Origin of the sequence: Glycomyces sp. NPDC021274, assembly GCF_040641195.1 — a bacterium.
Lineage (GTDB): Bacteria > Actinomycetota > Actinomycetes > Mycobacteriales > Micromonosporaceae > Glycomyces.
In genome coordinates, this window is record NZ_JBFADC010000011.1 from 144048 (window position 1) to 158913 (window position 14866).

The window sequence follows — 14866 nt, forward strand, 5'->3', positions numbered from 1 at the left end:
ACTCTGGACACCCCCGTGTCGGATGCCTGACGCGGGGGTGCTCGCGTGTCCGGCGCCGTGCCACAATACGCCTGTGCAAGTGAGACAGACTCCGTTCCGACTGCTGCGGGCCGCCGTGTTCGCCGCCGTCTCGGCGTCCGCCTCACTGCTGCTGCACCTGTGGAGCGGCGGGCACGCGCCAGGCCGGCTCCAGTTCGCCGCCGCCGTCGCCCTGCTCTTCGCCGCCGCCTACGGCATCGGCGGACGCCAGCGCGGCTTCCTCGCACTCGCGCCGCTGTGCCTCGCGGCCCAGTTCGGGCTGCACGAGTTCTTCGAGCTGGGCGCGGTCGCCGCCGTGGGCCACGCGCACGGCGCGGGCCTGAGCATGTGGCTGGTGCACATCGCGGCCGCCCTGGTGCAGGCGTCGTGGCTGGCGCGCGGCGACGCCGCGTTCGCGACGCTGCTCGACGCGCTGACGCTGCTCTTCGCGCGCGTGGTCCGCGTGCTCGGCGCGGGCGCGCTCGTCGTTATCCGGCCGCACCGGTTCGTGCTGCGGACGCAGCCGCCGCGCCCGGTGCCGGAGGTGCGCACGCAGATCTCCCACCGCGGTCCACCGCGGTTCGCTGTTTCCTGAGTCCCCTTGTCCCCCAGCGTTCTTCGACGCTGAATCCTGCCCGCGGGACGCCGTGTCGACGGCTCACGAGCGGTGCGACCGCTCGCACCCCGGGCTGCTCAGAAAGCGAACCATGTCAGACGAACCCAAGATTTCGGCTGCCCTGAGGCAGCTGCTGCTCCGGCTGCATTTCTACGCCGGGATACTCATCGCCCCGTTCCTGCTGGTCGCGGCCGTGACCGGCTTGGCCTACGCGTTGTCCTACGCCGTGGAAGACGTGCGATACCAGGATCTGCGCACGGTCGAGCCCGGCGGGGAGCACGTGAGCCTCGTCGATCAGGTCGAGGCCGTCACCGCGGCGCATCCGGACTGGACCGTGACGGCGGTGCGCCCCGCCGCCGGCGAGGACGCCTCCACGGCGGTCCTGGTCGATGACGGGGTGGTCCGCGAGTCCGGTGCGTCCGCCGTGGTCTACGTGGACCCCTACACGGGCACGGTGCTCGGCGACTCGACCTCGTACGGGTCCTCGCAGGCCGGGCCGGTGCGCGAGTGGGTCTCGACGCTGCACCGGAGCCTGCACCTGGGCGAGCCGGGGCGGCTCTACAGTGAACTCGCGGCCAGCTGGCTGTGGGTGGTCGCGCTCGGCGGCCTGGTGCTCTGGATCGCCCGCAAGCGCCGCGCAGGCGGCTTCTGGCGGCCGAAGCCGAGCGGGTCGGGCCGTGGGAGGACCCTCGCGTGGCACGGCCCGGTCGGGCTGTGGCTGGTCGCGGTCCTCGTGTTCCTGTCGGTCACCGGCGTGACCTGGTCGCGGTACGCGGGCGAGAACGTCAGCGAGATGCGGGCGGCGCTGAGCTGGAGCACCCCGGCGCTGGCCGTGGACTCGGGTGCGAGCGGCGGCGACCATGCGGCGCACGACCACTCGGGCGCCGCGGGCGCTTCGCCGTTCGCGGTGGCGCTGCTCGACGCGGTGTACCGGTCCGCGCTCGACGCGGGTGCGAGCGACCCGATGCAGATCACGCTGCCGAGCGGTTCGAGCACCCAGTACCTGGTCAACGAGCAGCAGCGGTCGATCCCGCTGCGGCAGGACCAGCTCATCGTCGATACCGGTTCGGGCGCTCCCGAGGTGACCGAGGAGCTGCGGTTCAGGGACTGGCCGGTCATGGCGCAGGTGACGAACGTGGTCATCGCCGCGCACATGGGCCTGCTGTTCGGCCTGGCGAACCAGGTGATCCTCGCCGCGGCGATGCTCGCGTTCGTGCTCTTGATCGTGTGGGGCTACCGGATGTGGTGGCAACGCCGCCCCAAGGGCGGCCGTGTGGGCCGCCCGTACCCGCGCGGGGGTCTGCGCGGGCTGCCGTGGTGGCTCATCGCGGTGATCGTCGCGGTCGCGGCCGGGGTCGGCTGGTTCTTCCCGCTCCTGGGGATCTCGCTGGCGGCGTTCGTCGCGGTCGATGTGCTCGTCGGGTTGTGGATGCGGTTCCGTAAGCCGCCCAAGGAGAACGAGCACGGCGAGGCGGTCGTCACGAGGCGTACCGCGCTGGCGGCGGCGACCATCACGGCGGCCGTCGGCGCGGGGGTGGGCGCCGCGATCGGCGAGCGCCGCGGGCATGAGGACGGCGGCGAGGCCGGGCACGACCACTCCGGCACGGAGCCGTTCTACGGGGCCAGGCAGGCGGGGATCGAGACGCCTGCGCAGCGGCACGCGCTGTTCGCGGCGTTCGACCTGTCCGTGACCGCACTGGGGACGGGTGCGGCGCTGGAGACCACGGCGGTCGCGGCGAATCTGCAAGCGCTGCTGCAGGACTGGTCGGCGGTGGCCGCGGCGCTCGCCGCCGGTGAGGCGCCGCCGAAGGCGCCGATCGACGGGGACGACCAGTTCGACGCCGAAGCCGTGGCGGCGGGCCTGGACCCGGCGCGGCTCACGGTGACGTTCGGGATCGGCCCGGGCGCGTTCGCGAAAGCGGGACTCGAGTCGGTGCAGCCGTCGAAGCTGGCAGAGCTGCCCGAGTTCGACGGCGACAAACTCAACCCCGCCTGGTCGGGCGGGGACCTGTTCCTGCAGGTCTGCGGTGACGACCAGCAGGTGGTGAGCAACGCGTTCCTGGAGTTGCGCAAGCGGGCGGTCATGGGCGGCAGGCTGCGGTGGGTGCAGCAGGGCTTCTCGTCGGCGCCGGACGGCGGCACACCGCGCAACCTCATGGGGTTCAAGGACGGCAGCGCGAATCCGCAGGTCGGGTCCGAGCTGTTCGACGAGCGCGTGTGGGCTGTCGATGCGGAGCCGTCGTGGTTCGAGGGCGGCACGTACCTCGTGTTCCGCAAGATCCGGATGCGGCTGCCGGACTGGTCGATGCTCACCGCGGAGGACCAGAACCTGACGTTCGGCCGCGAGCGGGACTCGGGGGCGCCGCTGAGCGGCGGCGGCGAGTTCGACCACCCGGACTTCGAAGTCCTCGACAGCTCAGGGCTGCAAGCGGTCCCGGCGGACTCGCATGTGGCGGTCGTGCACGACGCGGCGATGGTGCGCCGCGGCTACAACTACGACTACGGGTTCCTGACGCAGGGCGACGTGAGTTCTGATGCGGTGACGGACGGGCACCTCGACGGGCACATGCACGCCGAGCACCCGTACGACGCGGGGCTGCTGTTCGCGTCGTTCCAGGCGGACCCGCAGGTGTTCATCGACACGCAGGAGAAGATGGCGGCCTCGGACCGGTTGAACGAGTTCATCACCGCCGAGGGCAGCGCGGTCTTCGTGCTCCCGCCGGGCGCGCCCGAAGGCGGCTATGTCGGCCAGGGGCTGTTCGAGTCCTGAGGATGATGGTGGCGGTGCGGGCCGTTCGCGAGGGCGGCCCGCACTTCGCAGGCACTAGCTCCAGGTGCGGCCGGTGAGGAGTTCGTACGCCTCGATGTAGCGGGCGAGGGTCGCGTCGGCGACGTCCTGCGGGATCTCGGGGGCCTCGGCGGCGGCGTCGGCGCCGGTGGGCTTCCAGCCGGTGGACCGGGCCCAGTCGCGCACGTACTGCTTGTCGAAGGACGGCTGGGTCTGGCCGGGCTTCCAGGCCGCGGCCTCCCAGAAGCGGGACGAGTCGGAGGTGAGCACTTCGTCGGCGAGGCGGAGCGTGCCGTCGGCGTCGATCCCGAACTCGAACTTGGTGTCCGCGATGATGATGCCCTTGGCGAGGGCGCGCTGCGCAGCGGTCTTGTAGATGGCGAAGGTGAGGTCGCGGATGCGGGCGGCGAGGTCGGGGCCGAGCTTCGCGACGGTCTCCTCGTAGGTCATCGGCAGGTCGTGGTCGCCGATGTCGGCCTTGGTCGTCGGGGTGTAGATCGGTTCGGGCAGGCGCGAGCCGTCGACCAGGCCCTCGGGCAGCTCATTGCCGCACACGGTGCCGGTCTTGCCGTACTCGGCGAGGCCGGAGCCGGTCAGGTAGCCCCGCACGACCGCTTCGACCTTGAGGATCTCGAGGCGCTTGACGCGCAGCGCGCGCCCGCTGAACTCCGCGGGCACGTCCTCGGCGGAGATCACGTGGTTGGGGACGATGTCGGCGAGCTGCTCGAACCACCAGAGGCTCAGGGCGGTGAGGAGCGCGCCCTTGCCGGGGATCGGCGTCGGCAGGACCACGTCGTAGACGCTCACGCGGTCGGAGGCGACGAGGATCAGGTCGTCGCCGTCGGCGTAGACGTCGCGGACCTTGCCCTGGTGAATGAGTTCCACAGTTGCTCCTCTACTCGCTCGCCCCCATTAGAGCAGCGGGAACGTCATCCTACGTTTCATCGAAGCCCTCGCTGTGCCCAGCGACACCTGCCGACCGGCGCCGGCACGGCGTAGGCTGGGCCGGTGACTTCCGTACAGCCTGAAGGACGCCGGATGCTGCGCCTCGAAGTGCGCAACGCCCAGACCCCGATCGAGAAGAAACCCTCCTGGATCAAGGTCAAGGCCAAGACCGGCCCGGAATACACCGAACTGCGGAGCCTCGTCAAGAGCGAAGGCCTGCACACGGTCTGCCAAGAAGCCGGTTGCCCCAACATCTACGAGTGCTGGGAGGACCGCGAGGCGACGTTCCTCATCGGCGGCTCCCAGTGCACCCGCCGCTGCGACTTCTGCCAGATCGACACCGGCAAGCCCGACGCGCTCGACCGCGACGAGCCCCGCCGGGTCGCCGAGTCGGTGCAGACCATGGGCCTGAAGTACGCCACGATCACCGGCGTCGCCCGCGACGACCTCGACGACGGCGGCGCCTGGCTCTACGCCGAGACCGTCCGCCGGATCCACGCGGCCGTCCCCGGCTGCGGCGTCGAGCTCCTCATCCCCGACTTCAACGCGGTCCCCGAGCAGCTCGCCGAGGTATTCTCGTCCCGCCCCGAGGTGCTCGCGCACAACGTCGAGACCGTGCCGCGCATCTTCAAGCGCATCCGGCCCGCGTTCCGCTACGAGCGGTCCCTCGAGGTCATCACCAAGGCCCGCGAGGACGGCCTGGTCACCAAGTCGAACCTCATCCTCGGCATGGGCGAGACCCGCGACGAGGTCTCCCAGGCCCTCAAGGACCTGCACGCCGCGGGCTGCGAGCTCATCACCATCACCCAGTACCTGCGCCCGACCAAGCGCCACCACCCGGTGGACCGCTGGGTCAAACCCGAGGAGTTCGTTGAGCTCACCGCCGAAGCCGAGGAGATCGGCTTCGCCGGGGTCATGAGCGGCCCGCTCGTGCGCTCCTCGTACCGGGCCGGACGCCTGTACCAGCAGGCGATCGACGCCCGGTCCCGGCAGACCCAGGGCGCCGCGAACTAGCCCGTCTCGGCGAGGCCTGCGAGGCGCAGGCGAGATCCGCCCGGGCCGCGAATCGGCCCGGTCCTGAACGTCCCCGACCGCCCATTAGAATTGACGACATGGCAAAGCAGCAGGAAAAAGAGACGTTCGGGTCGCGCCTGAAGACCATCGGGATGGCGATCAAGTTCACGCACCAGCGCGACAAGCTGTTCGTGCCGCTGGAGGCCGCCGCGATCCTGCTGCCGTTCGTGATCATTACCGCGCTGGTGATCTTCGCGAAGTTCTCGCTGCTCTGGTACGTCAGCGCCGTGTTCGTGGCGCTCCTGGCCGGCTTGATCGTGCTCAACATGCGCACGAGCAAAGTGGTGAACAAGGAGGCCGTGGGCAAGCCGGGCGCGGCGTACGCGCTCATCGACGGCATCCGCGGCTGGCAGGTCACCCCCGGCGTCGCGGCCCTGTCCGAGACGCAGATGGTGCACCGCGCGGTCGGCAAGGCCGGCGTGGTCCTCCTCGGCGAGGGCGGCGGCAAGGTCCGCAAGCTCCTCGGCCAGGAGAAGAAGCGCATCTCGCGCGTGGTCGGCTCGACCCCGATCTACACGTTCCTCGTCGGCGAGACCGCCAACGACGACTTCTCGGTCACCGAGGTCCGCAAGCGCCTCATGAAGCTGCCCAAGAACATCGACTCCAAGGACGCCAACCACATCGCCAAGCGCCTCGACGCGCTCGGCATCGGCATGGCCATCCCGAAGGGCCCGATCCCGACCAGCGCCAACGCCGGCAAGGGCGCCCGCCGCGCCATGCTGCGCGGCCGCTAGGCCAGGTCGCACCCGGGCGCTGCAACGCCGCTGCACATGCACCGGCCCGGCGGGGGAACTCCCCCGCCGGGCCGGTTTTTCGCGCTGCCGGTCGTGCCGCAGCACGCGAAAGTCGATCAGAAGATGTCGCCGTTGTCGCGGCGGCGGCGCCACCGCTCCTCCATGCGGGAGGTGAAACCACCGGGCTTGGGGGACTTCGAGCCGCCGACAGGTCGGCTGGCCTTGCCGTCGACCGCCTTCAGCTTCACATTCGTGCCGCGGCGCTGCGCCCAGAGACCGAGGATCAGGCCGCCGAACATGAGCACCGCGCCGATCGGGGCGCCGAACATGGCGGCGTCGCCCCCTGCGATCACGGAGCCGATGACGACGCCGATCCCGAGGACGGTGACGATGCCGGCCAGGATGAGCCTGCGCCGGGTCACGTGCGCCGGGTCGTGGGCGCGCACAGCAGAGGCGAACTGCGGGTCTTCGGACAAGGACTGCTCGATTTGCTCGAACAGACGTTGTTCGTGGTCGGAGAGCGGCACGACACTCCTCCTGCGCTAGTGCTCGACGGAGCCACCGCCACGGCGACTCCACTGCTTGCATCCAAGTCTACGAGGCTTTCGCCCGAGGCGGAAGGCAGTTCGTGCTTGAATCAGTCCGTTCTGGCCTGGATGCGCGAGCTGGCCGGGGGCGCCTCGGTGCAGGACCGATTCACGGCTCGCAAGCTTCGCCGAGGCCCGGCACTCACCGCCCCGGGTTCCCCGATTCCGGGGTGTCTACACGCGAGTCACGGCGCGCCAGCCGGCCCGCCGACCGGACCGCGCCCTTCCCGAATTTCGCGCTCGCCACATCGATCACGGTCTCGATGTCGCGCCACCCGTGCTCCGGCTCGCCGAGCGCCACCTGCCGGCCCACCGCGGCCGCCTCGACCAGGTGATCGAGCTTCACCCCGATGAGCCGCACCGGCGCCGTCGCCGCACCGTCCGCCAGTTCCCTTGCGGCGGCGTAGATCTCGCGGCCGACATCGGTGGGCGCGGCCAGCATCCGCGAGCGCGTGATCGTGCGGAAGTCCCCGAAGCGGATCTTCACCGTCACGCCGCGCCCCGCCCAGCCCGCCTTGCGGGCCCGCGACGCGACCTTCCGCGACAGCTCCAGCAGGACCGGGCCCCACACCGCGCCGTCCGGGGCGTCGCGGTCGAACGTCGTCTCGTTGCTGATCGACTTCTCGACCCGCTCGGGCTGCACCGGCCGCGGGTCGATGTTCCGCGACAGCGCGTACAGGTGCTCGGCGCTGGCGGTGCCCACCGAGGAGGCGAGGCTGTCGACGTCGAGGCGCGCGAGGTCGCCGACCGTGCGCATGCCCAGCCGGGTGAGCTTCTCGGCGGTCTTCTCGCCGATGCCCCACACGGAGCGGATCGGCAGGCGGTGCAGGAACTCGAGCTCGGTCGCGGCGGGCACGACGCCGAGGCCGTCGGGTTTGGAGGCCTCGCTCGCGAGCTTGGAGAGGAACTTCGTGGAGGCGATGCCCACGGTGCAGGTGATGCCGTGGTCGGCGCGGACGCGCTCGCGGATCGCGCGGGCGATCGCGACCGGCGAGCCGATGAGGCGGCGCGCGCCCGCGACGTCGAGGAACGCCTCGTCGACCGAGATCGGCTGCACATGCGGCGTGAACTCGCGGAAGATCGCCATGACCGCGCGCGAGACCTCGCCGTACGAGGTGGTGGGCGTGATGAAGACGCCGTGGGGGCAGCGGCGGCGCGCGACCGCGGTCGGCAGGGCCGAGTGCACGCCGTACTCGCGGGCCTCGTAGGAGGCGGCGGCGACGACCCCGCGCGGTCCGAGCCCGGCGACGATCACGGGCTTGCCGCGCAGCGAGGGGTCGCGCGCGATCTCCACGGACGCGAAGAACGCGTCCATGTCGACATGGAGGATCGGCAGGTCGTCATCGGGCAGATCAGGCCCGATGAAGCGATTGAGCTCACCGTTCACCGGCGAATCGTATCCTCGGGTGCCGACATTCCGTCGATCCTGGCGCTGGGTGCCCCGCTCTCCACCGACGTGGAGGTGTTCCGGCGTCGATGTCGACGTGCACGACTCCGAGGCCGCGGTTCCCGCCGACGCGGGACTCGACCTGTATTCGAGGCGCTCAGCCGTTGCGGTAGCTCCACAGCGGGACCGCCATCTCCGCGGCGGTGAGGCCGCCGTGGTGGCCGATGAGCCTCGCGACGTGCGGCGGCTCGCCTTCGACGCCCACGATCGCGAACGTGCCGCGGCAGGCCACCACCAGGTCGCCGATGCGCTCGCGGCTCGATTCGGTGACCTTCGGGCCGAACCAGCCGCGGTCGACCGCCTCGTCCTTGTCGATCACCTCGGCGCGCTCGCCGACCGCCGCCGTCCACGCCTGCCGCACGTCCTCGATCGCGCCCGGCGCGGCGTACAGGTACCGCATCCGCCCGTCGCCCGCGACCGCTTCGACCCCGTGCGTCAGGTCGGGCCGCCGGTCCAGGTGCAGCCGGTCGGTGATGTTCACCATGCCGTGGTCGGCCGTCACCAGCAGCGCCGCGTCCCTCGGCAGGCCCGTGAGGATCCCGTCGATCGCCTCCGACACCTTCGCGACCGCCTCGAGCCACTGCGGCGAGCCGATCCCGTGGAAGTGCCCGGCGGTGTCCACGTCCGGCAGGTACGCGTACACGAGGCTCCGGTCCCCGCGCGCCAGCGCGGCCAGGACCCCTTCGGCGACCTCGTGCGGGGCGATCGCGGGGAGCCAGTCGGCGCCGCGGTAGATCGCGCGGGTCAGGCCGGTGTCGCGGAAGGTCCCGTTCGAGACGACGGTGCAGGCCACGCCCTGGGCGTCGGCCTGCTCGAAGCAGGTCGGCTCGGGCTGCCACGTCTCGGGGTCGGGGGCGCCGTCCCAGCGGATGTGGGTGACCAGGTCGCCGGTGTCGGGCACGCGCACGGTGAAGCCGATGATGCCGTGCTCGCCGGGCGGGAGCCCGCACGCGAGGGACGCGAGGCTGATCGGGGTCGAGGAGGGGACGGTGGCGGTGATCGGGGTGAGGGTGCCGAGTTCGCCGTGGTGGATGGCGCCGACGGTGTCGCTGGCCTGGGCGGCCTGGCCGAGGAGGTGGAAGCCGAAGCCGTCGAGGAGGAGCACCGCGATGCGGCGCACGCCGTCGAGCTCGGCGCTGCGCAGGTTCACGCCGCGGGAGGGGATGCCCAGGGCCGCAAGGGCGGTCGGCATGACATCGGCGAGAGTGCCGGTGCCGTAGGCGGGACGCATCGCCGTGAGGTACGAGCTCGTGGGCATGGCCCGAGGCTAGCCGGTTTCGTGTCGGTTCGGCCACATCACGTGCGAAAGCGTCGGCGGCGGCCCCGGTGTCGGGACCGCCGCCGGCGCGGGTCAGGCGCTCGTTCGGTCGCGAGCGGCGGGCCGCTTCGCGATGCGGCTCGGCCACCAGAAGCGTTCGCCGATCCACAGTGCCAGCGCGGGCACGAGGAGGGAGCGGACGACGATCGCGTCGAGGAGGACGCCTGCGCAGACCACGACGCCCAGTTGCATGAGCATGGTGAGCGGCATGAGGGCCAGGACGGTGAAGGTGGCGGCGAGGACGAGTCCGGCCGAGGTGATGACGCCGCCGGTGACGGTGAGGGCCCGGAGCGTACCGACCCGGTGGCCCCATCGCGGGACCTCTTCGCGGACGCGGGTCATGAGGAAGATCGTGTAGTCGATGCCCATCGCGACGAGGAACAGGAATCCCATGAGCAGGAAGCCGGTGTCCACATTGTCTTGTCCGAGTCCCTTGAAGACCAGGTTGGCGGTGCCGACCGCGGCGGCGTACGACAGGACGGTGCAGGCCATGAGCACGAGCGCGGCGGCGAGCGCCCGCAGCAGGAGCACGATCACGAGCAGGACCACGGCGAGGATGAGCGGGACGAGCAGCCGCAGGTCGCGGTCGTTGCCGGCGGCGAGGTCGAGCTGCGTGGCGGTGGGTCCGCTGACCAGTGCGGTGTCGATGGTGCCGTTGTCCGCGAAGGCGTCCCTCAGGTCGCGGACCGTGGCCTCCGCGGCGTCGGAGGACGCTTCGTCGGCGAGGACCGCGTCGATGCGGACCCAGTCGGAGGCGTCGGCGCGGACCGCCGCCTCGGTCTGGGCGACGCCGGGGGCCGCTTCGAGGATGCCGAGGGCGGCGTCGGTGTCGGCGTCGCGGACGTACACCTCGACGGGTTCGGAGGCTCCGGCCGGGTAGTGCTCGGCCATCGCGGCGCTGACGCGCTGGGAGTCGGTCTCGGTGGTGAGCAGTTCGGACCGCTCGAGCCCGACGGACAGGCCGGTCCAGCCGAGGGACAGCAGGAGGAGGCCGGCGGTCGTGGCGACGGCGATGAGCCGGGGCCTGGCCGAGACGGCCGTGGCGACGCGGCCCCAGAAGCGGTGGCGGCGCTGGGCCGGGGCCGCGGCCCCGGCGGGGTCGTGGCGGGGCACGAGGGGCCAGAACACGGCCCGGCCGAAGAGCGAGAGCACGGCGGGCAGCAGGGTCAGCGACGCGAGGACGGCGCTGGCGACGCCCGCGATGAGGACCGGGCCGAGCGCGGCGGTGCTGGAGACCGCGGCGAGCGGCAGGACCGCCAGTGCCAGGACCACGGTTCCGGCGGAGGCGATGATCGCGGGCATCGAGGCGGTGAGGGCGGCGCGCATGGCCGCGAACCGGTCCTCGGTGCGGAGCAGTTCCTCGCGGTACCGGGAGACGAGCAGGAGCGTGTAGTCGGTGGAGACGCCGAAGACGAGGACGGTGAGGATGCCGGTGTTCTGGCCGTTGACGGTGACGTCCGCGTACCGGCCGAGGAGGTAGGCGAGGCCGGTGGCGAGCTGCTCGGACAGGGCGATGCAGACCATGGGGAGGAGCAGCAGCAGCGGGGAGCGGTAGGTGAGGATCAGGACGAGGGCCACGACGGCCACGGTCATCCAGGTGAGGGGCCCGTCGAGCTGTTCGAACGCGGACTCCATGTCCCGCGAGGCGGCGGCGCCGCCGGTGAAGCCGGCTTCGAGGCCTTCGGGGAGTCCTTCTCGGACGATGGCGTCGGCTTCGGCGAAGAGGGCTTCGCCGTCGGCGTCGATGGCGGTGTCGGCGAGCGGGACGACGAGCATGAGCGCCCGGCCGTCCGCAGAGGGGATCGGGCCCGCGGTGCGCTCGCCGGGGGCCGCGAGTGCGTCGAGGGCGGCGCGGTCGGTTTCGGCGGCGGCGTGCGCTGCGGGGGTGAGCGGGGTGTCGGCGGTGTAGACGACGAGGAGGCTGACCAGGTTGTTCCGGTTGAACTCGGTGTCGGCCAGGTGTTTCGCCGCGGTGGATTCGGCGTCGGCGGGGAGCCAGTTGATCTGGGCGTCGTCCTGGATGCCGCCGAGTTTCGGGGCGAGGGTGAAGCCGATGACGGCGAGGATCGCCCAGGCGGCGAGGGCGGGCCAGCGGCCGCGCCGGGAGCCGGCGAACGCGAGGCGCGCGCCTTTCGGGGTGGGGGTCGACACGGGTGGGGTCCTTTCGGATCGGGATGCCATGCCTCCCAATCTCGCCGCCCCGGGCCGGACGCGCATCAGCGTCGGAGCGTGCTCGCGTCTACGCTCCGGCGACGACCCGCGCGGGCCGCGTTCCCCGTCCGGCTCAGACTTCGGGGATGTCCAAACCGGACCGGTAGGCGATGGCGACGAGTCCCGCGCGGTCGCGGGCCGTGAGCTTCGTCAGTAGCTTCCCCACGTGGGTGCGGACGGTGGCGGGGCTGATGAACAGGCGCTCGCCGATCTCGTCGTTGGCCAGGCCCGTGGCGACCCAGCGGAGGATCTCCAGTTCGCGTTCGGTGAGGTGGGACAGGTTCGGGTGGGGCTTGCCGGTGCCGGTGCCGCGTTCGGCGTACGCGTTGATGACCTTGCGGGTCACGTCGGGGCTCAGCAGGGAGTCGCCGGCGGCGGCGAGGCGCACGGCTTTCAGCAGGTCGTCAGGGGACGTGTCCTTCATGACGAACCCGGCGGCGCCGTTGGAGAGCGCGTCGAAGATGTAGTCGTCGACCTCGAAGGTCGTGATCATGACGACGCGGGTGGCGGCGAGGTTCGCGTCGCGGCTGATGCGCCGCAGCACTTCGAGCCCGTCGATGCCGGGCATGCGGATGTCGAGCAGGGCGACGTCGGGCCGCAGCCGCGAGACGAGCTCCCAGGCCTCCTGGCCGTTCTCGGCCTCGGCGGCGACATGGATGTCGTCCTCGCTGTTGAAGAGGTTGCGCAGCGCCATCCTGATGAGGCTCTGGTCGTCGGCGATCACGAGTTCGATCATGCGGTCCTCCGTTGCTGTCCTGATGAGCCGGTCTTGCACTGTAGGCGACGGCGGCGAGCCGCCCGCGCCGCGAAAGCGGGCCGTGGGTCGGCGACGCTCGCGGGCCGTCAATCGGTGCTGCGGCCGTACGGCATGTCGGCCGTGACGGCGAAGCCGCCGCCGCGTTTGGGCGCGGCGTTGAAGGCGCCGCCGCTGGTCAGGACCCGCTCCATCATGCCGGTGACGCCCTGCCCGATCCGGTCGAAGTCGATGGGCCCGCCGCGGCCGTCGTCCTCGACGAGGATGCGGATCCCCTGAGGCTCGCACTCGATCCGGACGACGGCCTTGGTCGCCTCGGCGTGGCGGATGACGTTCGTCAGCGATTCCTGGACGACCCGGTACGTGGTGGCGGCGATGTTCGTCGGCACGAGACCGGGCTCCCCCGCGACCGTGTACTCGACCTGCAGGCCGCCGGTGCGCACAGCCTCCACGAGAGACGGTATGTCGGCGATCGCGCCGGTCGGCCGGAGTTCGGGCTGGCGGCCCTGCCGCAGCGGCGCGAGGGTCGCGCGCAGGTCCTGGAGCGCGCGGGTCGAGGCGTCGCGGATCGCCTGCAGGTTCTCGACGACCTCGGGCGGCGCGCCGTCGCCGTCGGGGCCGCGCCGGCGGCGCTGCTCCAGACTGTGCTTTTTCAAGACGTGCAGGGCCACACCGGCGTTCATGCTGACCACGGCGAGGCTGTGGCCGACCACGTCGTGAATCTCGCGGGCCATCTGGACGCGCTCGTCGGCCCGGTACCGCTCGCGTTCGGCCTCGCGTTCGCGGGACCTGGCGTGGCGGGCCTCCCTGACGATGCGCCCGCCCGCGGCGGCGATGCCGAGCCACACGAACGTGATGCTGGCGTTGACCCACAGGTCGGGGACGTCGCCGAGCACGAACGTCTGGAACGCCGTGTTGACCGCGAAGAGGCAGGACAGGACGATCAGGACGGTCTTGAGCGGCCGCGCGAACGCGTAGAAGAAGACCGCGACCGCCGGGAGCAGGTAGATCGGGCCTTCGGGCAGGCCGAGGTAGAGGTAGACGTACAGGCCCGCGAGGGATCCGGCGAGGGTGACCTCGGGCCAGGAGCGGCGCACGGCGAGGAACGCGGCGGTGAGGCCGATGAGCGCGAACGCGAGCGGCCCGGGGCGGTGGTCGTCGGTCGCGCCGATCGTGGTGCCGGCCGTGAGGGCGCCGAGGAGCAGGGCGAGGCCGATGTCGAAGGCGAGTTCCGGGATCTTGGCCCGTGCGGCGGTTGGCGAGGTCACGCGTCCAGGCTACGGTCCGGCAGGCCGCGGTGCCTTCGGCGTGCGGACGTAACCGCGTCTACGCGCCTCGACGTAGACGCGGTGGGCGTCGGCTGCCTCGGCCCGGTCAGCGCATGGGTTTGCGGGCCAGCAGGTGGATGTGGGTGGCCATGTCCCGGAAGGGGACTCGCGCGGCGGTGGCGAGTTCGAACTCGCGCAGGGCCTCGCCGGTGCCGGTCTCGGCCTTCGCGGCCGAGGCGGGGAGGAGGTCGCCGACGACGCCGACGCCGTGGACCTGCTCGGTGACGAGGCCGGAGCCGCCGACGAGCGCGGTGAGCGTGGCGGTCTCGAAGCGCCGCTTGATGGTGTCGCGGCCCGCGATGACGCCGTCGACGTGCGTGAGGAGGTCGAGCGCGGCCGGGAAGTTCCCGGCGAGGGCCTTGCCGAGGACGGCGGCGATGCGGTTGGCGACGAGGATGCTCACGCCGCCGCCGGGCGCGCAGACGCGGCGGAGCGCGTCGAGCGCGGTGTCCGGGTAGTCGACCATCTCCAGGACCGAGTGGCACAGGACGAGGTCGGCGGTGCCGGGCTCGGCGACGTCGGGGAGTTCGTCGGCGTCGGCCTGGACGGCGCGGACGCGGTCGGTGACGCCCGCGTCGGCGGCGCGCTGGCGCAGGGACGCGAGCGCGTTGGCGCTGGGTTCGACGACGGTGACGTCGTGGCCGAGTTCGGCGAGGGGGACGGCGAACCCGCCGGAGCCGCCGCCGACATCGAGGATGCGGAGGGTCGCTCCGGTGCCCGCGGCGAATCGCTCGATCTCGGCCGACAGGACCGACCACACGACGGCCATGCGGGGGTGGTGCCCGGTGTGCGTGATCTCTTTGGGAATGTCGACCATGCGCCACAGCCTAGCGCCGCTGTGCCGCCAGGGGCGGAAAGGGCGGCGAGAGCGGTTGCAGCGGGAAAGGTGAACGGAGGGTCTCCGCAATTCGGACATCGCTGGGCCCCCAGTTCAACCCTGACCCATGGGTACGACATCGCCCAGGCGCAGTGAAAGGTGAACCGCGGCAAATCGGACACCGATAGGCCTCTGGTTACCGTCGGCGGATGCACTACGAGAAGACGCC

12 protein-coding genes are annotated in these 14866 nt (G+C 71.6%); 4 read left to right on the forward strand and 8 right to left on the reverse strand.

Annotated features, from left to right (window positions below):
• Nucleotides 1–79: 79 nt before the first annotated feature.
• A complete protein-coding gene (locus AB0I03_RS21750; RefSeq protein ID WP_360415603.1) occupies nt 80–613 on the forward strand; it encodes a hypothetical protein in 534 nt (177 codons plus the stop codon).
• A 112-nt stretch (nt 614–725) separates the two neighbouring features.
• Nucleotides 726–3404 (forward strand): Dyp-type peroxidase, encoded by a 2679-nt coding sequence (locus tag AB0I03_RS21755; RefSeq protein WP_360415605.1) that lies wholly within the window; start codon nt 726–728, stop codon nt 3402–3404.
• Nucleotides 3405–3458: 54 nt separating this feature from the next.
• On the opposite strand, the gene AB0I03_RS21760 is transcribed toward AB0I03_RS21755, so the two are convergent.
• Nucleotides 3459–4307, reverse strand: coding sequence for a phosphoribosylaminoimidazolesuccinocarboxamide synthase (locus tag AB0I03_RS21760; RefSeq protein ID WP_360415607.1), 849 nt, complete (start codon nt 4305–4307; stop codon nt 3459–3461).
• A gap of 123 nt (nt 4308–4430) precedes the next feature.
• Between AB0I03_RS21760 and lipA the strand changes: the two genes are divergently transcribed.
• A complete protein-coding gene (lipA, locus tag AB0I03_RS21765) occupies nt 4431–5381 on the forward strand; it encodes a lipoyl synthase (protein ID WP_360415609.1) in 951 nt (316 codons plus the stop codon).
• Nucleotides 5382–5479: 98 nt separating this feature from the next.
• Nucleotides 5480–6175: a DUF4191 family protein gene (locus tag AB0I03_RS21770; RefSeq protein WP_360415611.1), complete on the forward strand. Its 696-nt coding sequence runs from the start codon at nt 5480–5482 to the stop codon at nt 6173–6175.
• Nucleotides 6176–6291: 116 nt separating this feature from the next.
• On the opposite strand, the gene AB0I03_RS21775 is transcribed toward AB0I03_RS21770, so the two are convergent.
• From AB0I03_RS21775 to AB0I03_RS21805, 7 genes are all read right to left on the reverse strand, one after another.
• Nucleotides 6292–6702 carry a DUF3040 domain-containing protein gene (locus tag AB0I03_RS21775; RefSeq protein WP_360415613.1) on the reverse strand — a complete coding sequence of 137 codons (411 nt, stop codon included), beginning with the start codon at nt 6700–6702 and terminating at the stop codon, nt 6292–6294.
• A gap of 202 nt (nt 6703–6904) precedes the next feature.
• Nucleotides 6905–8149, reverse strand: a complete 1245-nt coding sequence (dinB, locus tag AB0I03_RS21780) for a DNA polymerase IV (protein WP_360415615.1) — start codon at nt 8147–8149, stop codon at nt 6905–6907.
• A gap of 157 nt (nt 8150–8306) precedes the next feature.
• Nucleotides 8307–9467: a nucleotide pyrophosphatase/phosphodiesterase family protein gene (locus AB0I03_RS21785; RefSeq protein WP_360415617.1), complete on the reverse strand. Its 1161-nt coding sequence runs from the start codon at nt 9465–9467 to the stop codon at nt 8307–8309.
• Between the two features lie 93 nt (nt 9468–9560).
• Nucleotides 9561–11678 carry an MMPL family transporter gene (locus AB0I03_RS21790; protein ID WP_360415619.1) on the reverse strand — a complete coding sequence of 706 codons (2118 nt, stop codon included), beginning with the start codon at nt 11676–11678 and terminating at the stop codon, nt 9561–9563.
• Between the two features lie 133 nt (nt 11679–11811).
• Entirely contained in the window at nt 11812–12474 is a 663-nt protein-coding gene (locus tag AB0I03_RS21795) for a response regulator transcription factor (protein WP_360415621.1), read from the reverse strand.
• 107 nt (nt 12475–12581) lie between these two features.
• Nucleotides 12582–13760 (reverse strand): sensor histidine kinase, encoded by a 1179-nt coding sequence (locus tag AB0I03_RS21800; RefSeq protein ID WP_360415623.1) that lies wholly within the window; start codon nt 13758–13760, stop codon nt 12582–12584.
• 106 nt (nt 13761–13866) lie between these two features.
• Nucleotides 13867–14637: a methyltransferase domain-containing protein gene (locus AB0I03_RS21805; protein WP_360415625.1), complete on the reverse strand. Its 771-nt coding sequence runs from the start codon at nt 14635–14637 to the stop codon at nt 13867–13869.
• Nucleotides 14638–14866: the final 229 nt, after the last annotated feature.